Here is a 20,842-nt window from a genome sequence, read left to right as displayed (position 1 = left end):
GCCCCTAGGCTCGGGGCGTGCGGATCGCGCTGGTCACCGACTACTACCTGCCGACGCTCGGGGGCGTCCAGACGGCGGTGCGCTCCCTGGCCGAGGCCCTCACGGCAGCGGGACACGACGTCACGGTCTTCTGTCCCGACGACCCGGCGGGCCCCGCGCACTCGGCGGGCACGGCGCAGGCACCCGGCACCGCCACCGTGCCGGCCGTCGTCGGTCTGCCCGTCTCCCCCGTGTTCCGCCCCGACGGCTACCCCTTCGCGTGGTCCCCGCGTCGCCTCCGCGCCCTGCTCCGCCGCGAGTTCGCCGCACGCCGGGTCGACGTCGTGCACACCCACTCCGAGATGTTCGCGGCGCTCGGCGGGATCCGGGCCGCGCAGGACCTCGGCATCCCGGTGGTGCACACGATGCACGGCCGCATCGACGTCTACACGCGGAACGTCCTGCCCGTGCCCGCCGTCACGACCGCGCTGCTCGCCTTCCTGCACGCGACGCAGGTCCCCCGCCGGGGCGTCCGTGTCGCGGCCGACACCCCGTACACCCGGACCCGGACGGCGCGGCGGATGTGGCGGGTCATGCTCGCGCAGTCCCGGGCGAGCGACCACGTCGTGGTCCCGTCGCGGCACTTCGCCGACAAGCTCGTCGACCGGGGCGTCCGGACCCCGGTGTCGGTCGTCTCGAACGGCATCGAGCCCGCGGTCCTCGACGCGATCGGACCGGCGACCGTCCGGACCAGGACCGCAGACGAGCCGCTCCGGGTGCTCTGGGTGGGGCGCCTGTCGCCCGAGAAGCGTCCGGAGGTCCTGGTCGAGGCTGCCCGCTCCTTCCCACCCGGCACCGTGGTCGACGTGCTCGGCGACGGCGTCGCGCGTGCTGCGGTCGCCCGGGCCGCGGCCGGCACCCCGGTCCGGCTGCACGGGTCGACCCCGCACGACGAGGTCCTCGCCGCCATGCGCCGTGCACACGTGCTCGTGTCGAGCTCCTCCGACTTCGACAACCAGCCGATGGTGATGCTCGAGTCCGTCGCCACCGGCCTGCCCGTCGTGCACTGCGACCCGGACCTCGCCGAGGTCGTCCCCGAGGGCGGTGGCTTCACGACGCCCACACCGGACGCCGCGGGGATCGCGTCGGTCGTCCGACGGCTCCACGACGAGCCGGAGCAGCTCGTGCGGGCGAGCGCCGCGCTGGTCGCGGCCCGCGGCCGCGTCGAGCAGCGCGTCGACGAGCTGGTGGCGGTCTACGCGAGCGTCCTGCGGCCGTCCCGCACCACGTGACGGTCTGGAGGCTCGGTGCCGACCGGCGCCGAGCCTCCAGACCGTCGTGTGTTCGCTCAGACCGTGGCGGACGCACCCTCGAGGGTCGCGGCGAGCGGGTCGAAGTCCTCGGGCAGCGACGCGATCGGCGCCACCGTCGACGCGACCTCGACGAACGCGCGGCGCGCGACGGACTCCTCGACCGCGACCATGGTGTCGAGCACGTGGTAACCGACCTCGCCGGTCGCGATGTGCGCACCGCCCCCGCGGATCGCCCGTGCCATGTCGAGCACGCCGAGGCCGCGGCCGACCGTCGGTTCCTCGTCGGAGAGGGTCTCCCACGCCTGCTCGATCGGGAACGACACGTCCGTGCCGAGCGGTCGTGCGATGCGGATCGGGTGTCCGCCACCGAAGGTGTTCGGGTCCGGGAGCACGATCGTGCCCTCGGTGCCGTTCACCTCGAAGACGCCGTGCCGGAACAGCGGGGTGTCGAACGACAGCAGCGACTGCGCGTTCCCGCCCTGCTCGAAGGACGTGAGCACCGAGAGGTGCGTCGGGACCTCGACCGGGAACTCCTGCCCGGCGTTCGGACCGACCACCAGCTGCCGGGTCTCGCGCGACCGGGACCCCGTCGCCACGACGGACGCGACCGGGCCGAGCAGGTGCACGAGCGCCGTGAAGTAGTACGGGCCCATGTCGAACAGCGGTCCGGCACCCTTCGCGTAGAGGAAGGACGCGTTCGGGTGGAACACGTCCGGTCCCTGCCACTGGAAGCTCGTGACGGCGGTGAGGGGGGTGCCGATCGCGCCGGCCTCGATCGCGCGCTTCGCGGTCTGCCACCCGGTGCCGAGGACGGTGTCCGGTGCGATGCCGAGACGCAGGCCGAGCTCGTCGGCGAGCGCCACGAGTCCGGCGGCGCTCTCGCGGTCGACGCCGATCGGCTTCTCGCTCCAGACGTGCTTGCCGGCGCGGAGTGCCGCCGTGGAGACCTCGACGTGCGTGGCGGGCAGGGTGAGGTTCACGACGATCTCGACGTCGGGGTCGGTGAGGACCTCGTCGCCGGTGCCCGACGCGGGGATGCCCCACTTCGCCGCCGACGCCGCGGCGCGCTCGGTGTCGATGTCGCCGATCCGGACCACCTCGACGTCCGGGAAGGTCGTGAGGTTCGTCAGGTACTGCTCGCTGATCATCCCGGCGCCGATGAAGCCGACGCCGACGCGGCCGGTGCGGGTCATGCGGACACCCCCGTGGTGGCGGTCTCGTCCGACCCGGCGAGCGCGGCCTGCAGCCAGCGGTACGACTGCTCGACCCCGTCGAAGATCTCCCCGTCGAAGCCGTCGAACTCGATGACGGCGTACTCGAGCGCCGGTGCTGCGGCGAGCGCCTCGGCCAGCCGGACGTCGCCCTGGCCGGCCGGGGTCTGGTCGGTCGGCACCTGCGCGGTGGAGATCCCCTCGCGCATCGGGCCGTCCTTGACGTGCACGGCGACGATGCGGTCGCCGAGCTCCTCGACGAAGGGCACGAGGTCGATGCCCGCGGCGGACGCCCAGTACAGGTCGAGCTCGAGCACGACGCGCGGGTCGAGCAGTTCGGCGAGCACCTGGAGCGCGGGCTTCCCGTCGATGCGCGGCCGGAGCTCGTGGTCGTGGTTGTGGTAGCCGACGCGCAGGCCGTGGACGGCGGCTTCCTCGGCGGCGGCGTTCAGCCGGGCGGCGACCCGCTCGACGCCCTCGCGGGTCGTCCAGTGGCCGGGACCGACGAACGGGTCGATGACGATCTCGATGCCGAGCGCCGACGCCTCGGCGAACGTCTCGGCGTGCGACGGGGCGGTCATCACCGTGCCGTCCGGCAGCGGGATCGACTCCTCGACCAGGAAGGCGTGGCCGGTGCGGGCGCTGATGCCGTGCGCGTCGAACGCCGTCCGGAGCTCGGCTGCGCGGCCGACGAAGGCGAACGCCTCGACGGTGTCGAACCCGATTCCGGCCAGGCGGGCGACGCCGCCGTCGAGGTCGGGCGCCAGCGCCTTGTCGACCGTGTAGAGCTGGAGGGAGATGCGGGGTGCCACGGTGGTCACCGGACCTTCTTGATCGGGAGGATGACGAGCGCACCGAGGAGCACGGCGACGCCGGCACCCCAGAGCATGAGCGTGTAGTTCTGGCCGCCGCCGAGGCCCAGCAGGAACAGGCCGACCGCCGGGGCGAGCGACTGCGGCAGGGCGTTGGCGATGTTGATGACACCGAGGTCCTTGCCCGGACGCTCGGGGTCGGGCAGCACGTCGACGACGAGCGCGGTGTCGATCGCTGCGTAGATGCCGAAGGCGAACCCGAGCACGATCTCCGCGAAGTAGAACCCGCCGACGCTGTCGACGTGCGCGAGGATCACCAGGCCGACCGCGGTGAGGGCGGTGGAACCCCAGACGAAGACCTTGCGGCGTCGGACGCGGTCGGACACCCAGCCCGAGACCGCGGCGCTGACGAGCAGGGCGACCGTGTACAGGAGCACACCGAACGCGACGGTGGCGGTGGCCTCGGCCAGGTCCTCGATCCCGATCTGCTCCTGCATGTACAGCACGCGGTACGTCGTGAACATGAACGTGCCGAAGGTGATGAGGAAGCGGCCCCACCAGGCGAGCCCGAAGTCGGGGTGCTTGATCGGGTTCGTCCAGAACGACGCGATCAGGGTGACCCAGCTGAAGGGCTTGGTCGTGGCCGGGAGCTCGTCGCGGGCCACGACCGCGTAGACGAGGATCACGACGATCGCCAGGATGCCCGGCGCGATGAAGAGGACCGGCAGGTTCCCGACCAGGTACACGGCGAGGTAGAGGCCGGCGAGGATCGCGATGTTCTGCGCGAGGGCGATGACGCTCGACGCCTTGCCGCGCTGGAACTCGGGCACGTTGTCCGCGAAGCTCGCGGTCAGGGTGGCGAGGACGGCGTTCGCGGCGACCTGGGCGAGCACCCACGCGATGGTGAGCTGCAGGACGTCCGGCGCGAACGCGAGCCAGGCCAGCGCGACGACGAAGACGACGACGCCACCGACCATCCAGGGCCGACGGCGACCCCAGCGCGTGCGGGTGCGGTCGGAGAGTGCCCCCGCCAGCGGGTTGGCGAGCAGGGCGCCGAGGGCACCGAACGGCAGGACCGACCCGACGATCGTCTCGGGGCTGTCCGGGTTCAGCACCGTCGCCTTGATCGCCATGCCCACGAACACCGGGGTGAGCAGGGCGGCGAAGAGGCCGAACTGGGCAAGGCTGAGTGCCCAGAGGTACTTCGGGCCGACCCGGACGGTGCTGACGTTCTGCGTGAGGCCCTCGACCGAGAACGCACGCGATGCGGCTGCGGGGTCGGTGCTCGTGGCTCCCGCGGCCGCGGTGACCGGCGGGTTCGCGGTACCGGCGAGACCGGACTGCGGTTCTTCCTTCGACGTCGGTGTCGACACGACTCCTCCTCGAGCCATCGGGGGCGGCGTGCCCTCTCGAATACCTAGTGCTGCTAGGTGATCAGGACAGTAACACCGAAAACCTTCCTCCGGAAGCTTTCTTTCCGACATGTGTCGGCGTCGAGCCCGCAACGCGCAACCCCGGCGGTTCCCCGCAACGCCCTGCCGCTGCGAGCAGTCGCCGACGTTGCGTTCTGCACTTCTCCGTCGGTCCGCGGAACACCACGGGTCACCCGGACGTTGGCGCACTCGGCACCCGACGGAAGGGTGCCGAGAACGAGCACCTGACGAAAGGCACGCACATGACCCAGACGGTCCTCCTCGAGGTCCAGCTGCGAGACGACGTCGCGCAGGACACGATCGACTCCGCGATCCGCGAGACCCTCGCCCAGACGGCGACCTTCGCCGGCAACGAGTCGCTCGAGGTCCTGGTCGACGACTCCGACCCGCTGCACCTCGTCGTGCTCGAGCGGTGGACGACGCCCGCCGACCACGACGCCTACGTCGCCTGGCGCGCGACCGACGAGGGTGCCCCGAGGGCCCTCGCCGCGATCGTCGCCGCGCCGCCCGTCACGCGGACGTTCGGACGGACGCTCGACCTGGGCTGAGCACGCAGGGCCGCGCCGCGGTCCCGACGGCACCGCACCGCGCGGCGCGGGACCGGGGGCGACACCGGACGGGAGGCACGGGACGGACCCGCACCGCGCCTCCTGTCCGCCGCTGGTCACGTCGCGGACGCGACCACCCGCTGCTCGGCCGGCTCGCGCCCGACGGTGACCGCTACCGACGCGCCCCGCACCTCGGCCCGGTACTCCCCCCGGAACCCGCGCACCCGCACCTGCCCGCGCTCGTCCGTGCGGAGCACCGTCGGCCCGGTCCACCACTCGTCCTTCACCAGGCGACGGAGTGCCTCGTACGACGGCTTCGGCGTCCCGTCCTCGCGGACCAGCCCGATCGGCGCGCCGAGCCAGGCGCCCGCGTCGGTGATGCCCCAGGAGGTGACCGCCTCGACCGCGGGGTGCCCGACCAGGCTCCGGTGGTGCCGCTCGACCTCGTCCGCCTGTCGGGCCTCACCCTCGGGCGTCGAGGGCCACGAGTCCACCACGTGGTCGTTCAGGTCCACGATGTCCGCGGGCATGAGGTCACCCGACACGAGCGAGGTCTCGGTCAGGTGCAGCGGCAGGCCGTACCGGGCGAAGCGGTCGACCATCGCGAGCATCGTCTCCTCACCCCAGTACCCCTGGTGCATGTGGGTCTGCAGCCCGATGGCGTCGATCTGCACGCCGGCCTCGAGCACGCCCTCGATCAGGCACTCGTACGCGCTCGACAGGTCGAAGTCGTTGAGCAGCAGGGTCGCGTGCGGGTTCGCGGCGCGGGCCTCCTCGAACGCCATCCGGATCGTCGGGATGCGGCCCTTCGCCCGGGCGAGCGGGGTGATGGCGTTGTCGCCGTTGTCGAACACGGGCATGATGACGACCTCGTTGATCGCGTCCCAGGTGTCGACCAGCCCGGCGAGGTCGCCGACCTCGCGGCGGATGCGCTCCCGCTGCAGCTGCTCGACCTCGTCGAGGGGCAGCCCGAGGAGCCAGTCAGGCTGCACGGTGTGCCAGACGAGCGGGTGCCCCTTGAGCGCGATCCCCCGGTCGCGGAACCACTCCGCGGTGCGCCGGAGCCGAGCGGTGTCCGGGCGCCCGCGCTCCGGCTCGAAGCGACCCCAGTAGAACGGCAGCGTCGCGGTCGTGAAGACGTCGGCGTACAGGTCGGCGAGGCGTTCGAGGCGCTCCCGTCCGGCACCGTCGACCTCGTCGTTCGCCAGCTCCACGAAGTCGAACCCGATGTTGCCGAACCCGAAGGCGTGCCGGGTCTGCTCGACGGCGACCTCGACGTCCGGCAGCGGTGCGCCGTGGTGGTCGACGACCGTCAGGACCGTCTCGCCGGTGCGGTGCGCGACCGACTCGTGCTGGACTCCGTGCTCGACCATGGGCTGCTCCTCCGGCGGCCGCGTCGCCACCGTCGTCCGGTTTTGTTGTGCTGCCGAACATAGCCGGTGCTCGGCGGACGCGACAGCCCCGACCCCACCGTCGTCCGGAGACCGCGGTTCCCTGGGGGCCTGGCTGAACGGATCCGTTGCCCCCGGGCGGCTCCCCACGGCTGCTCCATCGACTGCGGCGGGACAGTCACCGCATGACGACGATCGACGCGGCCGCGGGACGCCCGGCCCGGTGGTGGCACCAGAGCCGGTGGGAGCAGACCACCCTCACCCTGGTGGTGGTGCTCGGCGCGGTGCTCACGAGCTGGAACCTCGGCCGCGGCGGCGACCTGTCCTTCTACGCGAGCGCCGTCCGGTCCATGTCCGAGTCCCTGCCGGCCTTCCTCTCGGGCTCCTTCGACCCGGATGCGACCGTCACGCTCGACAAGCTCGCCGGCTTCGCGGTCCCCCAGGCGATCAGCGTGCACCTCTTCGGCATGTCCGCGGCCGCGATGGGCCTGCCGCAGGTCGTCGAGGGCGCCGTCACCACGCTGGCGGTGTCGGTGGTCGTGCTCCGCTGGCTCGGGGCCCGCGCCGGTCTGGTCGCGGCCGCGCTGACCGCCGCGACCCCGATCTTCGTGTCGATGTTCGGCCACCCGATGGAGGACGGCCTGCTCACCGCTGCGCTCGCCGTCGCCCTCGTGTGGTGGCAACGCGCCGCCCTGACCCGCACCTGGTGGCCGCTGCTGCTCGCGGGGCTGTTCGTCGGCATCGGGTTCCAGGCCAAGATGCTGCAGGCGTGGCTGGTCCTGCCGGCACTGGTGGTCGGCACCCTCGTCGCGACCGCCGGTCCGGGTCCGCGCTGGCGTCGGGCCGCCGGTCACCTCGCCGCCCTGGTGTCGGCAACGCTGGTCGCGAGCCTCGGCTGGTCGGTCGTCGTCGCCCTGCTCCCGACGGCCGACCACCCGTTCGTCGACGGCTCCACCGACGACAGCGTCTTCGCGATGGTCTTCGGCTACAACGGGGTCGACCGGTTCCTGCCGGGCGCCTGGCCGGGCGCCGTCAGTGCGCTGCGGACCGCGAGTGACGCGGCCGCGGACCGGTGGTCGCTCGCGGTCAGCCACGCGGCCGGACACCCGCTCCTGCAGCTGTTCTCCCCCCGCTACGCCTCGCAGGTCGGGTGGTCGTGGCCCGCTGCGCTCGCCGGGATCGTGCTCGGCGCGTTCCGCTGGTGGCCGCGACGCACCGTCCGGGAGGCCCGGGTCCCCTCCGCCACGCTGTGCACGCTGGTCGTCTGGCTGGCGACCGCGGTGGTGGTCCTGTCCGTCATGCACCTGCCGCACACCGCCTACGTCGCGGGCATCGGCGTGCAGCTCGCCGCCCTCGCCGCCCTCGGCTGGTGGGGAGCCGCCCGGCTCGCGGACGCGCCGGACCGCCGACTGCGGCTCGTCCCCGCCGGGCTGCTCGTCCTGCAGGGCGCCTGGTGGACCTGGCTCGCACGCACCTCGGCAGAGCCGGCACTGCTCGCGACCGTCGCCGTCGGCACGACCGCCGCCGCCCTCGTCGTGCTCGCCGTCCGGAGCCGTCGGTCCGGGTCGGCGGCGACCGGACGAGCGCCGGGCGGGGCGGGGCGCCGGACCGCGGGGGCCCTGCTCGTCGCCGCGGTCGTGCTCGGGCCCGCGTGCTTCTCCCTGCAGGCGCTCGACGCCGCTCGCGACGGTGACCGGGGCGACGCGTCGGTCGGGGTGCGACAGGACGCTGCGACGTGGGACGCTGCGCGGTCGCAGCGGGCGTCGGCGCCGGGCCGAGGCGGTCCCCGCCGCGTCGGGCAGGCGACCGAGGACGCTCCCTTCACCGTCTCGGCACCGGACCCGTGGGGCGCTGGGCAGGGCCTGCCCACGGCGGACGCCGAACTGGTGCGGGACGCCGAGCGCGCAGGTGGCGGGCAGGACGGCGCCCCGCTGTTCCTCACCGACTCGTGGCGGGTCGCGTCGGACGTGATCGGTGCCACCGGGAAGGAGGTCCTGACCGACGGCGGGTTCTCCGGTCAGGTCGCCGTGTTCTCCGCGGCGCAGATCGAGTCGATGGTGCACTCCGGTCGGGAACGGCTGTTCCTCGTCGCACGGGACGGACGCGCCGCGGACCCGGTGCGCCAGGCCACGACCGCGCTCGGGTGCCGCGTCCTGCACCGGTGGGGCCCCGCGTTGGGCCAGGGACCGTCGCAGTGGGACGCACTCCAGTCCTTCGCGCTCGAGCGCTGCTCCTGACCCCGGGCCGTCCGGCTACGGTGCAGGCATGACCTCCCCGACCGCACCGCACCACGACGCCGTCCTGCTGGCCGGCGGCCGAGCGACGCGCATGTGTGGGATCGACAAGACCGCCCTCGTCGCCGACGGCGTCGCACTGTCCGACCACGCCGTCGCCGCGGCCGCCGGCGCTCGTCGGACCGTGCTCGTCGGGCTGCGGGCGGGACGGGGTGCACCCGCCGGGGTCGTGCACACGCGCGAGGACCCGCCCCTCGGCGGGCCGGTCGCCGCGATCGCCGCCGGACTCGCCGCCGTGGCCGACCCCGCGCCGTGGACGCTCGTGCTCGCGTGCGACCTCGTGCGTCCGGAGCCTGCGGCCGCGCTGCTGCTCGACGCCGCCGGCGCGGCGCCCGACGACGCGGACGGCGTCGTCGCGGTCGACGAGGACGGGCGTCGCCAGCACCTGCTCGCGCTGTACCGCTCGGACGCGCTGCGCGCCGCGGTCCGGGCGCTCGGCGACCCGACCGGCGCGGCGGTGCGACGGCTGACCGACGGCCTCCGGCTCGTCGAGGTCCGGCTGCCCGCCGCACTCTGTGCGGACGTGGACGAACCGGAGGACGCCACGCGGGCCACGGCGGACGCCCGGCTGCTTGACTGACCGCATGACCACTGACGACGTCCTCGCCGCCTGGACCGCCGAGCTCGCCGAGGCGCTCGGCCTCCCCGAGGGCTCTGCGCTCGACCGCGACGTCGTGCTCGACCTCGCCCGTGACGCCGCGCACGGCGTGGCCCGTCCGGCTGCCCCGCTGACCACCTTCCTGGTCGGGTACGCCGCGGGGCTCCGCGGCGGGTCGGAGGCGGACCTGGCCGACGCCGCAGCGACCGCGACACGGCTCGCGCTCGCGCACGGGGACACCCCGGACACGACCGACGGCCCGGACGGACCCGAGCACACGGGCCGGACCGACGGCACCACCGGGTCCGACGCCCGGTGACGCTGGTCCTGCCGTCCTGGTCAGACGCCCGGCACGAGGCACACCGGCAGGGCGTCCGCCTCGCCGCCGACACCGCCGCCGACCCGGGAGCCGGATCCGTCCGGCTCGACCTGGCGTCGGCGCTCGGCCGGACGCTCGCCGGCGACCTCGCCGCCCGCGGCGACGTCCCCGGGCACGACGGCGCAGCCATGGACGGGTGGGCCGTCGCGGGACCGGGGCCGTGGGTGCTCGGCGCGCCGATCGTCGCCGGAGCGGTCCCCTCCGACGCGCCGCTGACGACCGGGCACGCCCGACCGATCACGACCGGGGCACCCGTCCCGCCCGGCACGGCGGCCGTGGTGCGGTCCGAGGACGCCACCGTCGACGACGACGGCCGGTTGGTCCGCCACACGCCGTCCACCCGACGACACGTCCGGCCGGCGGGCGAGGAGGTCACCCGGGACCAGGTGCTGTTCACCGGCGGCACGGTGCTCACGCCTCCGCGTGCAGCGTTGGCAGCCGCCTCGGGGGTCGACGACGTGCGCGTCGCGCCGGTCCCGACCGCCCGGGTCGCGGTGCTCGGCGACGAGGTCGTCGGCGCCGGGGTCCCACGACCCGGACAGGTCCGCGACGTCTTCTCGCACACCCTGCCCGCGGTGCTCGGGACCTTCGGTGCCGACCCCGTCGCCGCGGACCGCGTGCCGGACGACGCCGACACCACCGCCCGCGTGCTCGACGCCGCTCGCGAGCGCCTCGTCGTGAGCACGGGCGGCACGGCCGGTTCGTCGACCGACCACGTCCGCGGTGCGCTCGCCCGGATCGGGGCCGAGCTGCTCGTCGACCGGGTCGACGTGCGTCCGGGTCGACCGATGCTGCTGGCCCGCCGGGGCCCGACGGTGTTCCTGTGCCTGCCCGGCAACCCGATGGCCGCGATGGTCGGCCTCGTGCTGCTCGGTGGACCGCTCGTCGCCGGACTGCTCGGGCGGCCGCTCGAGCCGGTGGGACGGGTGCGGCTCGCGGTCGACGTGCCCAACGACCGGCCGGGCGCGCTGGTGCTCGCGTACCGCGCGACGCCCGAGGGTGCCGTCCCGGCGTCGCACCAGACCTCGGCGATGCTGCGGGGCCTGGCCGACGCGGACGGACTGCTGGTCGTCCCGGCCGGGGGCGGCGTGGCGGGCGAGGACGTGCCTCCCGTCCGGCTGCCGTGGTGCTGACGGGCGCGCCGGACGGTCCGACGGCAGGCCTGAGGACCGCCACAGGACGGCGTGCGGGAACCGCACCGCCCTGGCGGGTGCCGGGCACGGGTGGTAGACCCGGAGCATGAGCCGGATCACGGCGCGGAAGCGCGTCACCCGCATCACCGTCGCGACGTCCCGGTCGGTGCGCGACGACCTGCTGGCCGTCGAGGAGCCGCTCGAGATCCGCGTCGGCGGGAACTCGCTCGCGATCACCATGCGGACGCCCGGCAACGACGTCGACCTCGCCGCGGGGTTCCTGGTGTCCGAGGGCGTGATCGCCCGGGGTGACGACTTCGCCGCCGCCCGGTACTGCGCCGGGGCGACGGACGAGGGGCTCAACACCTACAACGTGCTCGACGTGACGCTCGCACTCGGCGTCCCCGCGCCGGACCCGAGCCTGGAGCGCGCGTTCTACACGACGAGCTCGTGCGGCCTGTGCGGCAAGGCCAGCATCGACGCCGTGCGGACGACCTCGCAGCACAGCGTCCTGCACGACGACCTCGTGCTCGACCCGGCGCTCCTCGCGACGTTCCCCGACCGGCTGCGCGAGGCCCAGGACGTGTTCGAGAAGACCGGCGGCCTGCACGCCGCAGCGCTGTTCGACGGCGCCAGCGGGCGGATGCTCGTGCTCCGCGAGGACGTCGGTCGGCACAACGCCGTCGACAAGGTCGTCGGGTGGGCCGTGAAGGAAGGACGGCTGCCCCTGCGGGGTACGGTCCTCATGGTCTCCGGCCGGGCGAGCTTCGAGCTGACGCAGAAGGCCTCGATGGCCGGGATCCCGGTGCTCGCCGCCGTGTCCGCGCCGTCGTCGCTCGCGGTCGACCTGGCGAAGGAGGTCGGCATCACGATCGTCGGCTTCCTGCGCGGCCAGAGCATGGTCGTCTACAGCCGCCCCGAACGCATCACCGAACCAGCACCAGCCCCTCGAGAGACCGTGAGCGCACCGTGACCGAACAGCCCCCGAAGGACGACGTGACCGACGCCGAGATGACGGTCGGCGAACCGAAGGAGTGGGCCGCAGGCGTCCCCGGCGTCCTGCACTCGATGGCCCCGGCGATCGAGCAGCTGGGCGTGGCCCGCACCGCCAAGCTCATGCTGAACCTGAACCAGAAGGGCGGGTTCGACTGCATGAGCTGCGCCTGGCCGGACCCGGACAAGCGCAAGACCGCCGAGTTCTGCGAGAACGGCGCCAAGGCGGTCGTGTGGGAGGCCACCCCGCTGCTCGTGCCGCGCACGTTCTGGTCCGAGCACTCGGTCCACGACCTCGCCGACAAGACCGAGTACTGGCTCGGACAGCAGGGCCGCATCACCGAACCCGTGTGGAAGCCCGCGGGGAAGGACCACTACGAGCCGGTCAGCTGGGAGCGGGCGTTCGGGATCATCGCGGACAAGCTGAACGGGCTCGACTCCCCCGACCAGGCGTCGTTCTACACCTCCGGGCGCACCTCGAACGAGGCGGCCTTCGTCTACCAGCTGTTCGTGCGCGCCTTCGGCACGAACAACCTGCCCGACTGCTCGAACATGTGCCACGAGTCGACGAGCCTCGCGATGGCGGAGGTCGTCGGCATCGGCAAGTCGACCATCGCCTACGACGACTTCGAGGAGACCGAGCTCATCATCGTGATGGGCCAGAACCCCGGCACGAACCACCCCCGGATGCTCACCGCGCTCGAGGACGCCAAGGAGAACGGCGCCGAGATCGTCGCCGTCAACCCGCTCCCCGAGTCGAGCCTGAGGCGCTACAAGAACCCGCAGAAGGTCCGGGGCATCGTCGGCCGCGGGACCGAGATCGCCGACCAGTTCGTGCAGATCCGGCTCGGCGGCGACATGGCCCTGCTGCAGGCGCTCGCGAAGCGCGTCGTGCAGGCCGAGCTCGCCGCCCCCGGCACGGTCGTCGACCACGCCTTCATCGCCGAGCACACCAGCGGGTACGAGGCGTTCGTCGAGCACGTCCTGCGGATCGACGACGACGAGGTCCTCCGCGCCACCGGCCTGACCACCGAGGAGATCGACGAGCTCGCCGAGCGCTACATGCGCTCCGAGCGGACGATCATCACCTGGGCTATGGGCATCACGCAGCACACCAAGGCCGTCGACACGATCAAGGAGATCATCAACCTCCTGCTCCTCCGCGGGAACATCGGCCGACCCGGCGCCGGCGCCTCGCCGATCCGCGGGCACAGCAACGTGCAGGGCGACCGGACGATGGGCATCTGGGAGCAGATGCCGGACAGCTTCCTCGACGCCCTGGCGGAGGAGTTCCACTTCGAGCCGCCCCGCGAGCACGGGGTCGACGCCCTGAAGGGCATCACGGCCATGCAGCGCGGCGAGATCAAGTTCTGGATGGGGATGGGCGGCAACCTCGTCGCCGCGATCTCCGACAGCCAGCTCGCCGAGGCGGCGTTCCGCGGCACCGAGATGACGGTGCAGGTGTCGACGAAGCTGAACCGGTCGCACGCCGTCGTGGGCGAGGAAGCCCTGATCCTGCCGACGATGGGCCGCACCGAGATCGACGTGCAGGCCGCGGGCCCGCAGTTCGTCTCGGTCGAGGACACCGTGTGCTCCGTGCACGGCAGCCACGGGCAGGTCCCGCCGGTCGCCCCCGGGCTGCTGTCCGAGGTCGCGATCGTCTGCGAGCTCGCGAAGGCCACCCTCGGTGACCGCGTGGCCGTCGACTGGCAGGGCATGCGGGACGACTACGACGTGATCCGCGACCACATCAGCCACGTCGTCCCCGGCTTCGACGACTACTCCCGCCGCGCCGCGAGCAAGGAGGGCTTCGTCCTGCCGAACGGTCCCCGCGACTCCCGGACCTTCGCCACGAAGACCGGCAAGGCGATGATCACCGTGAACGAGCTCGAGCACGTGGAGCGCCCCGAGGGCACCCTGCTGCTGCAGACGCTGCGGTCGCACGACCAGTACAACACGACGATCTACAGCCTGAACGACCGGTACCGCGGCATCAAGAAGGGCCGCCACGTCGTCTTCGTGAACCCGGACGACCTGGTCGAGCTCGGGCTGCAGGACGGCGACCGGGTGGACGTCGCGACGGTGTGGGACGACGACGTCGAGCGCGTGCTGCGCGACTACCGGGTCGTCGCGTACCCGAGTGCTCGCGGGTGTGCGGCGGCGTACTTCCCCGAGGCGAACGTGCTCGTGCCGCTCGACAGCGCGGCGAAGGGCAGCAACACGCCGGTGTCGAAGGCGGTGCCGGTGCGGTTGACACGGGTGGCGGTGCCCGCGGGCGTGTGAGGCACGCGGGCGGCGGCGCGTGACACGCGTCCTGCGACGAGACCGCTGTCGTTCGACAGCCGCGACGTCGCGGAACGCGCACCGCTGACGGACGGGAGGCACGGTGCCAGCCGGCACCGTGCCTCCCGTCCGCCGCGGTGCCGGGTCAGGGCTCCGGGTGCTCGCCCTGCCAGATCGTGTCGACGGCCTCGAACTCGCGCGGGTAGCACTGGGTGTCGTAGACCTCGATGCTCTCCGACGCGATGCCGTACCGGTACCAGGGCCCGTCGCCGCCCGGTGTCGAGCTCGACAGGCCGTCCGCGGCGTACGTGAGCGGGACGACGGCCATCGGGTGGCCGGCCTGGGCCATGCACGCCTGCAGCCGGTTGAACGCCGTCGTGTACTCCTGCAACGTGACGACCCCGTCGTCGGTCTCGGCGTCCTGCTGCGGCGACGGTCCCGCGATCGTCGCCCGCTGCGTCCACGACGTCCACAGCGCCCACCGTGCCGATCCCGAGGCCGCGACCGTCACCCGCACCGCCCCGTCGTCGACCGGCAGGAAGTCCACCGTGACCGGATCACGGCCGTCGCGTGCGGGTGTGCAGGACTCGCCGCCGACCGGGGTGCCGTCGACCTCGACGCGGAAGCTCCCGGCATCGAGGCAGGTCCACGCGACGGTGAGTGCGTCCGCACCGCGGGGCGGATCGACGACCGTCGTCGTCCGGTCCCCGTGCGCCACGAGGAAGACCGGGTCCCCGAGCACGCGCGCGTGGTCGCCCTCCTCGACCTGGTACCGGGCGGAGATCGCCAGCCCGGTCTCGACCGCGGCGTCGGGGTCTGCGCCCGGCAGCGCCGCTGCGGTGAGGCCGCCGGTCAGCCCGCCGCCGACCACGAACGCGGCGAGGACGGCGAGCACGGTGGCACGCGTCGGGCGTCGGCGACGGGCCCGGGCGGTCCCCGGAGCACCGGTGCGGTCGACCTCCGCGACGAGCGCGTCGCGCATGGCGGTCAGGCGGGGGGAGAAGTCGTCGTTCACAGTGCGCCTCCGAGGGGTTCCGCTGTGGCTGTGTACCGCTTGTGGAGCCGGGCCTTCGCCCGGTGGAGTCGGGACTTGACGGTCCCGGGGGCGACGCCGAGCACCGCCGACGCCTCGCGCTCGCTGAGTCCCTCGAGCACGCAGAGGGTCAGGACGCGCTGGTCGTCGAGCGACAGCCGCCCCATGGCCGCGACCGCACCGCCGTCGCCGAACTGCTCCGCGGGGTCGGGTGCCGGCTCGGGCGCCGGGAACCGGCCGAGGAACGCCCGGTGCCGGTGCGCCGACCGGGTGACGTTGTGCGCGGTGTTCGTCGCCGTGACGAGGAGCCACGGCAGGAGCGAGTCGTCGACGAAACGGACGTGGTCACGGCGCCGCCAGGCCTCGAGGAAGGTCATCGCGACGACGTCGTCCGCGTCGGCCGGTGCTGCTGCCGGGACGAGGCCGACGGCATGTCGCCGGAGCCTCGCGGCGTGCCGGTCGAAGATCCTGCCGAAGGCCTGCCCGTCCCCCGCGAGGCTCAGGGCCCAGTCGGCCCCGTCCCCCGTGATCTGGTTCATGTCAGGTGGTGTCCGCACCGACGCGATCGGTTCCCGGCTCGGCGTGTCGCGCGCGGGCGCGGCGTGTTCAGCGCTGGTCGGCGGCCTCGCGCGGCTCCGTGATCCGCTCCCCGGTCTGCGGGTCCCAGCCGATGGTCCTCGGTTCCTGCGCACGCGGGCGTCGCTCCCAGCGAGGGAACCACGGGCGTGCCGACGGCAGGTACAGCAGCACGGCAGCGGCGACGACAGCGACCGGCTCGAGCGTGGGCCAGTCCGCGCTCCCGACGGCCACGGCGATCACGACGTTCACCAGGGCGAAGGCACCCAGCACCCCGAGCCACACCCGCGCGGTGCCGGAACCACGCCACACGAGCAGGGTCGCCCAGGCGAGCAACGCGCAGATCCCGATGCCGAGCACCCCACCGATCACCGCGATGAGCGGACCACCGGACTCGTCCTGCGCCAGCTGCACCGCTGCCACCGAGACCGTGGTGACCCGTACCAGCAGCACGACCGCCCAGATCGCCAGGGCCGCGGTGACCACCGTCGGTCGTCGCAGCGGTCGGTCGCTGCCCTGCGCGCGGTCGTCCGTCGTCACGGTGCCCCCTCCGGTCGCTCACGGACTCGTCGCCCGCGTACCGCGACGGTAGCGGAGTCGAGACGCCGACGGCAGCCCTAGGAGACGACCCGCTCCGTGTCAGCGCGGCGGCGGAGGCCCTCAGGACCGCGGGGTACCGAGGTCGACCAGGTTCGGCCCGACCGTCGACGACGCCAGGTCGACCCGGGCGAGGGGTGTGCCTCCGCCCGGTCCGAGGACACCGATGCGGATCGCCGTCACCGAGTACGCGCCCGTCCTCGCGTACCGACCGTCACGGGAACCGGGGAGGTCGCGCTGCACGTTGACCTGCACCGACAGCAGCGCGGGGAGCGCCCGGAGCACCGGTGTGACCGCGGCCACGAGCGGCCCCGTCGCCGCTGCCAGGGTGCTGCCCGCGGTGGTGACCTGGGCCAGGAGTCCCCTCGCCACACCCTGGACGACTCCCGGGAGGTCCTCCGTGAGGCCGCTGACGAGCAGGCTGACGAGACCGCCCAGTCCGAGGTCGAGCCCGAGCAGCTTCGACCCGACGGTCACGGTCCCGCTCCCGCCGGCGGCGGTCCCGAGCCCGCTGTCCGTGTGGATGTCCAGTTCGACGACCGGTGTCCCGAGCAGGCCGAGCAGCTGGACGTCGAGCGCGACCTGCAGGCGCAACGCCTCGAGCGTCGAGGTCAGGACCGCCGCGATGCGTTGCGTCCAGGCGTCCAGCATCGCCGCGACCCTGGCCGTGAGCTGGTCCACGAGACCGGCGTCGAGGACGATCTCGGTGTTCGGGGGCAGGCCGTTCAACCCCGAGGACCGACCACCGACGAGCCGTGCGAGGTCGACGTGGACGCTGCCGGACGCGAGGTCGACCGTGACGACGCCGTCGGTCAGCGGCTCCCGGGTGATCGGGGCGATCGCGGTCCCGAGGTCGGCTCCCTGCAGGGTCACGCTGCCGCGCACGGTCCCGACGCGGAGCGTGCCGCCGAGCAACTCCGCGCCGATCTCGGCCCTGACGGCGTTCGCGAGCAGCCCGCCCGGACCGGCGAGCTGGGCCACCGCGCCGTCGAGCGTCCGCACCGTGCTGTCCACCGAGCTCGTGAGCGACGAGACGAGCGGACTGTCGATCCGCAGGTCGAGCCCGGCGATCCCGTAGTCGCGCGTCACCCGCCGCGACCCGTCGGCAGCGGCAGCCGCAACGGGAGCCGTCGTGGTCCCCGTCGCCGCGAGCAACGCAGGTCGGACGGTGGGCGCGTCAGCACCTGCACCGGCCGCGGTGGGACCCGCGGTCCCCCACACCTCGTCCTCGAGCAGGTCGCAGCCGTCGAGATGCGCCGAGGATCCCACGGCCCCGACCTCGAGCCCGACGTCCGAGACGTTCCGCAGGTCGACGACCCCTGCCAGGGCCTGCCCGAGGTCGAGCGTCGCCGGCTCGGGCAGCGCCTCGGTCGGCGTGGTGTCGGTGACGAGCACGCCCCCGGAGTCACTGACCAGGCCGGAAGCGGCGACCGACCTGCCCGTGGCGACGGACGTCGCGACCTGGTTGACCGCTCCGGCCGATCCTCCGGGCAGTCCGGTGCCGAGGCCGGTCAGGTCGAGTCCGGCGACACTGCCCAGGACGCCGACGTCGAGGGGGTTGCCGTACGCGGCGGTGGTCTCCGTGCGGGTGATCTCGGGCGCGGTCGCCGGGCTGACCGAGACGCCCTGCGTGCCGGTCTTCGTCACGTCGAGCCCGCGCAGGTCCGCGACCGCCCCGAGGTCCTGCCCCGCCACGCTCCCGGCGAGGAACCGGCTCGAGGAGTTCGCCGTGTAGCCGACGTCCTCGCCGCACGAGAACGACGAGGTCCCCAGAGCACCGTCACCGTGCACCCACTCCGAGTCCTGCCACGTCGCGGTCGACGGGGCGGGTCCGGGGACCGTCACCGCTGCGGTCGCCCCGACCACCGCCACGATCCCGACCAGCACGGCGCCACGACCACGGCGCAGCATGCCGAGCACCGCCGGGCGGTGACGGGCACGGTGGCGCGGTCGCTGGCGGGGGCTCGTGCGCGGGATCACCGGGCGCACCCGTCGCTCGACGCCGCTGTCCGCCACACCCGGACCACCACCCCGGCGAGCACGAGCGCCGCCGCGACGAACAGCGGCGCCACGAAGGCCGCACCGGTGGAGGCCAGCGAGGTGGACGACGCCGTCGGCGACACCGGTGGCCCCGCGACCGCGTCGTCCGCGCTCGCGGTCACCCCGAGCCCCACGGTCGCTCGGAGTCCCATGAGCCCGTCGTCGGCCGAGGCTCCCGCGGTGTCGGCGACGGCGAGCTCGACGAGCAGCCAGGTCGCACCGTCGCCGTCGGGATCGGAGACCGGCACACGGAGGGTGTCGGGCTCTCCCGGACCGACCGACAGGACCCGCTGCCCGCCGTCGCAGACCGGCACGGCATCGAGTCCTCGCCAGGGCCGCTCGCACGCCGACACGGCGACCCGGAGGCCGTCCGGGTGCTCGGCGAGCGCTCCGTCCCGACGGAGTTGCACCTCCGTCGCGATCAGCCCTGGTCGGTCGACACTGGTGCGCACCTGCCAGTGGACCGGTCGACCGGGCTGCAGCTCGGGTGCGCGCAGCGGGTACGGCGATGCCTCGAGCACGAGACCGCCCGGTACTCCGGTCTCGGGAACGACGTGCCACCCCGCTGCGACGGCCGCACCGCCGCTGGCGAGCCCGAGGACGGCGCAGATGACCGCTCCGGCCGCGGTGACTCCCGCACGAGCGCCCGCCGTACGACTCATGCTCGCGCTCCGGTGTCGTCGTCCCGAGCGGTCCGTCGTGCTGGCCAGAACGACCACACGACGAGCAGGCCGACCGTCGCCACCGCCAGCCCGCGGGCAACGGGGGTCGAGGACCACTGCAGCACGTGCCCGAGCCCGGGGGCGCTGGCGACGGTGAGCCGGGCCTCGCGGACGACCGAGGGATCACGGTCGATCGTGTCGTTCGCGTCGCCCCGCATCGTCAGCGACCTCGCCTCCGGGTCACCCGGCACCCGATCGACGGCGACCACGCGGTGGGTCACCGGCAGCTCGGATCCCGGTCGCGGGACCGTGACGACCTGCCCCGGTCGCACGTCAGCCGCTGCGATCCGCTCGGACACGACGACCGCCCCGGCGGGGATCGTCGGGCTCATCGACCCGGTGGTCACGACCACGAGCGACAGCCCCGTCGTCGTGGCGACGACCCACCACGCGACGCAGAGGACACCGACGACCCCCGCCACGGCGACGACGACGGCTCGCAGGCGGTGCAGCACGCCGCGACGGCGTGCAGCGGCGGTCGAAACCACTGCCGCGCTGTCCTGCACCGGAACGACCCCGGTCACCTCGAGGTGGCTGCGAACATCCATGCCGGCGCCGCGGTCCGTCCCTGCAGTGCGTCGAGCGCGACCCCGGCGGGCAGCGACGGCGTGGTCGGGAGCGACACCTCGAAGCAGTACGCCTGCTCCGAACCGGCGTCCGCCGCGAGCGCCTGGCTCGCGGCGGCTCCGGTCGACGCAAGGGGCCCGTCGGCGATGACGGTGCCGGTGGTGAAGGCCGTCGCACCGCACGGGACGCCGTCGGCCGTCGTCGCGACGCGGACCTGCAGGGCTTGCCAGAGCAGCTCGCCGGGGTCGGAGGTCGTCACCCCGGTCGCGGTCTCCGCCGCCGCCATCCGCACGTCGCCCGCGATCGAGCCCGCCACCGTCCGGAGTCGGACACCGGCGTACGTCGCGTCGCCCGGCGAGAGCGCGATGCCGTCGAGGCCGAAGGTCATCTCCTGGCCGGGGTTCTCCTCGGCCTGCGTCCACCCGGAGTCGAGCGCCGCGGTGACGTTCTGCTCCACCTCGAAGGTGGAGGTCCCGATCCCCGGCCCTCCGGTCCCGTTCCCGCCGAACACCCACTCGGTGTCCGTCCACGACGCGAGCGTGTACCCGACCCCGCCGACGACGAGGGCGCCGCCGGCGACGAGCGCCGCGGCCCTGGTGCGCCGCGAAGCGGGCGCGCTGGACTGTCCTGACATCGTTGCTCCTGATCCGTGCACGCGGACGCCGGTGGTGGGCCGGTCCGACACGGCGGGAGCTGGTGAGGTCCCCCGTCGGCGGCTGTCCGCTCTTCTGGGGACATGCTGCCGGACCTCCGGCCGGAAGACAAGCCAACCGCGAGGATTGCTCCGGAGACTACGGACGGGAGGCGGGGGGGCCCCCGGGCCCCCCCCCCCCCCCCCCCCCCCCGGGGCCCCCCCCCCCCCCCCCCCCGGGCCCCGGGCGGCCACCTCCCCCGGGCCCGCCCCCCCCACCCCGCCGCGCTCCCCGCCCGCCGCGGCCGC

The 20,842-nt window shown here is 73.9% G+C and carries 19 protein-coding genes; 8 read left to right on the top strand and 11 right to left on the bottom strand.

Annotated features, from left to right (window positions below; all coding sequences use genetic code 11):
* Window positions 1-17 precede the first annotated feature (17 nt).
* A complete protein-coding gene (locus tag ACIP6W_RS16045; protein ID WP_209685844.1) occupies window positions 18-1,271 on the top strand; it encodes a glycosyltransferase in 1,254 nt (417 codons plus the stop codon).
* Between the two features lie 56 nt (window positions 1,272-1,327).
* On the opposite strand, the gene ACIP6W_RS16040 is transcribed toward ACIP6W_RS16045, so the two are convergent.
* From ACIP6W_RS16040 to ACIP6W_RS16030, 3 genes are read right to left on the bottom strand one after another with little or no spacing between them, the layout of a single operon-like run.
* Entirely contained in the window at window positions 1,328-2,485 is a 1,158-nt protein-coding gene (locus tag ACIP6W_RS16040; RefSeq protein ID WP_209685846.1) for a Gfo/Idh/MocA family protein, read from the bottom strand.
* Entirely contained in the window at window positions 2,482-3,324 is an 843-nt protein-coding gene (locus tag ACIP6W_RS16035; protein ID WP_400338487.1) for a sugar phosphate isomerase/epimerase family protein, read from the bottom strand. Before ACIP6W_RS16035 ends, ACIP6W_RS16040 begins: the two co-directional genes overlap by 4 nt.
* Window positions 3,321-4,688 (bottom strand): MFS transporter, encoded by a 1,368-nt coding sequence (locus ACIP6W_RS16030; protein WP_066656135.1) that lies wholly within the window; start codon window positions 4,686-4,688, stop codon window positions 3,321-3,323. Before ACIP6W_RS16030 ends, ACIP6W_RS16035 begins: the two co-directional genes overlap by 4 nt.
* 302 nt (window positions 4,689-4,990) lie before the next feature.
* Here ACIP6W_RS16030 and ACIP6W_RS16025 point away from each other — a divergent pair, with 302 nt between their 5' ends.
* Window positions 4,991-5,296, top strand: coding sequence for a putative quinol monooxygenase (locus tag ACIP6W_RS16025; protein ID WP_066656138.1), 306 nt, complete (start codon window positions 4,991-4,993; stop codon window positions 5,294-5,296).
* A 116-nt stretch (window positions 5,297-5,412) separates the two neighbouring features.
* On the opposite strand, the gene ACIP6W_RS16020 is transcribed toward ACIP6W_RS16025, so the two are convergent.
* The gene (locus ACIP6W_RS16020) at window positions 5,413-6,669 is read right to left on the bottom strand and encodes an endo-1,4-beta-xylanase (protein WP_400430431.1); all 1,257 of its coding nucleotides are present in this window, start codon (window positions 6,667-6,669) and stop codon (window positions 5,413-5,415) included.
* 203 nt (window positions 6,670-6,872) lie between these two features.
* Between ACIP6W_RS16020 and ACIP6W_RS16015 the strand changes: the two genes are divergently transcribed.
* The 6 genes from ACIP6W_RS16015 to ACIP6W_RS15990 all read left to right on the top strand — a co-directional run bounded on the left by ACIP6W_RS16015 (window position 6,873) and on the right by ACIP6W_RS15990 (window position 14,367).
* The gene (locus ACIP6W_RS16015) at window positions 6,873-8,924 is read left to right on the top strand and encodes a glycosyltransferase family 39 protein (protein ID WP_400430429.1); all 2,052 of its coding nucleotides are present in this window, start codon (window positions 6,873-6,875) and stop codon (window positions 8,922-8,924) included.
* Window positions 8,925-8,952: 28 nt separating this feature from the next.
* Window positions 8,953-9,561 (top strand): molybdenum cofactor guanylyltransferase, encoded by a 609-nt coding sequence (locus tag ACIP6W_RS16010; RefSeq protein WP_066656149.1) that lies wholly within the window; start codon window positions 8,953-8,955, stop codon window positions 9,559-9,561.
* A 4-nt stretch (window positions 9,562-9,565) separates the two neighbouring features.
* Entirely contained in the window at window positions 9,566-9,898 is a 333-nt protein-coding gene (locus ACIP6W_RS16005) for a DUF6457 domain-containing protein (protein WP_400430427.1), read from the top strand.
* The gene (locus ACIP6W_RS16000) at window positions 9,895-11,091 is read left to right on the top strand and encodes a molybdopterin molybdotransferase MoeA (RefSeq protein WP_066656155.1); all 1,197 of its coding nucleotides are present in this window, start codon (window positions 9,895-9,897) and stop codon (window positions 11,089-11,091) included. The genes ACIP6W_RS16005 and ACIP6W_RS16000 overlap by 4 nt, the downstream gene beginning before the upstream one ends.
* 106 nt (window positions 11,092-11,197) lie before the next feature.
* Window positions 11,198-12,064 carry a formate dehydrogenase accessory sulfurtransferase FdhD gene (gene fdhD, locus ACIP6W_RS15995; RefSeq protein WP_066656158.1) on the top strand — a complete coding sequence of 289 codons (867 nt, stop codon included), beginning with the start codon at window positions 11,198-11,200 and terminating at the stop codon, window positions 12,062-12,064.
* 38 nt (window positions 12,065-12,102) lie between these two features.
* Window positions 12,103-14,367, top strand: a complete 2,265-nt coding sequence (locus ACIP6W_RS15990) for an FdhF/YdeP family oxidoreductase (protein ID WP_066658674.1) — start codon at window positions 12,103-12,105, stop codon at window positions 14,365-14,367.
* A 145-nt stretch (window positions 14,368-14,512) separates the two neighbouring features.
* On the opposite strand, the gene ACIP6W_RS15985 is transcribed toward ACIP6W_RS15990, so the two are convergent.
* From ACIP6W_RS15985 to ACIP6W_RS15955, 7 genes are all read right to left on the bottom strand, one after another.
* Window positions 14,513-15,382 carry a hypothetical protein gene (locus ACIP6W_RS15985; RefSeq protein ID WP_209685858.1) on the bottom strand — a complete coding sequence of 290 codons (870 nt, stop codon included), beginning with the start codon at window positions 15,380-15,382 and terminating at the stop codon, window positions 14,513-14,515.
* On the bottom strand, window positions 15,379-15,939 hold the full coding sequence (locus tag ACIP6W_RS15980; protein ID WP_400430424.1) for an RNA polymerase sigma factor: 561 nt from the start codon (window positions 15,937-15,939) through the stop codon (window positions 15,379-15,381). Before ACIP6W_RS15980 ends, ACIP6W_RS15985 begins: the two co-directional genes overlap by 4 nt.
* Before the next feature lie 67 nt (window positions 15,940-16,006).
* Window positions 16,007-16,516, bottom strand: a complete 510-nt coding sequence (locus ACIP6W_RS15975; protein WP_400430422.1) for a hypothetical protein — start codon at window positions 16,514-16,516, stop codon at window positions 16,007-16,009.
* A gap of 120 nt (window positions 16,517-16,636) precedes the next feature.
* Window positions 16,637-18,553 (bottom strand): choice-of-anchor G family protein, encoded by a 1,917-nt coding sequence (locus ACIP6W_RS15970; RefSeq protein WP_400430420.1) that lies wholly within the window; start codon window positions 18,551-18,553, stop codon window positions 16,637-16,639.
* Complete coding sequence (locus ACIP6W_RS15965) at window positions 18,550-19,275, bottom strand: hypothetical protein (RefSeq protein ID WP_066656170.1); 726 nt, start codon at window positions 19,273-19,275, stop codon at window positions 18,550-18,552. The genes ACIP6W_RS15970 and ACIP6W_RS15965 overlap by 4 nt, the downstream gene beginning before the upstream one ends.
* Window positions 19,272-19,823, bottom strand: a complete 552-nt coding sequence (locus ACIP6W_RS15960; RefSeq protein ID WP_200884110.1) for a signal peptidase I — start codon at window positions 19,821-19,823, stop codon at window positions 19,272-19,274. The genes ACIP6W_RS15965 and ACIP6W_RS15960 overlap by 4 nt, the downstream gene beginning before the upstream one ends.
* 32 nt (window positions 19,824-19,855) lie before the next feature.
* A complete protein-coding gene (locus ACIP6W_RS15955; RefSeq protein WP_209685865.1) occupies window positions 19,856-20,536 on the bottom strand; it encodes an acyl-CoA dehydrogenase in 681 nt (226 codons plus the stop codon).
* Window positions 20,537-20,842 lie beyond the last annotated feature (306 nt).

The sequence above is a fragment of the Curtobacterium sp. NPDC088465 genome (assembly GCF_044753165.1).
In the GTDB taxonomy this organism is placed as follows: domain Bacteria; phylum Actinomycetota; class Actinomycetes; order Actinomycetales; family Microbacteriaceae; genus Curtobacterium.
Note: the sequence above shows the minus strand (reverse complement) of the source record. Positions and strands in the feature narration are given on the sequence as shown.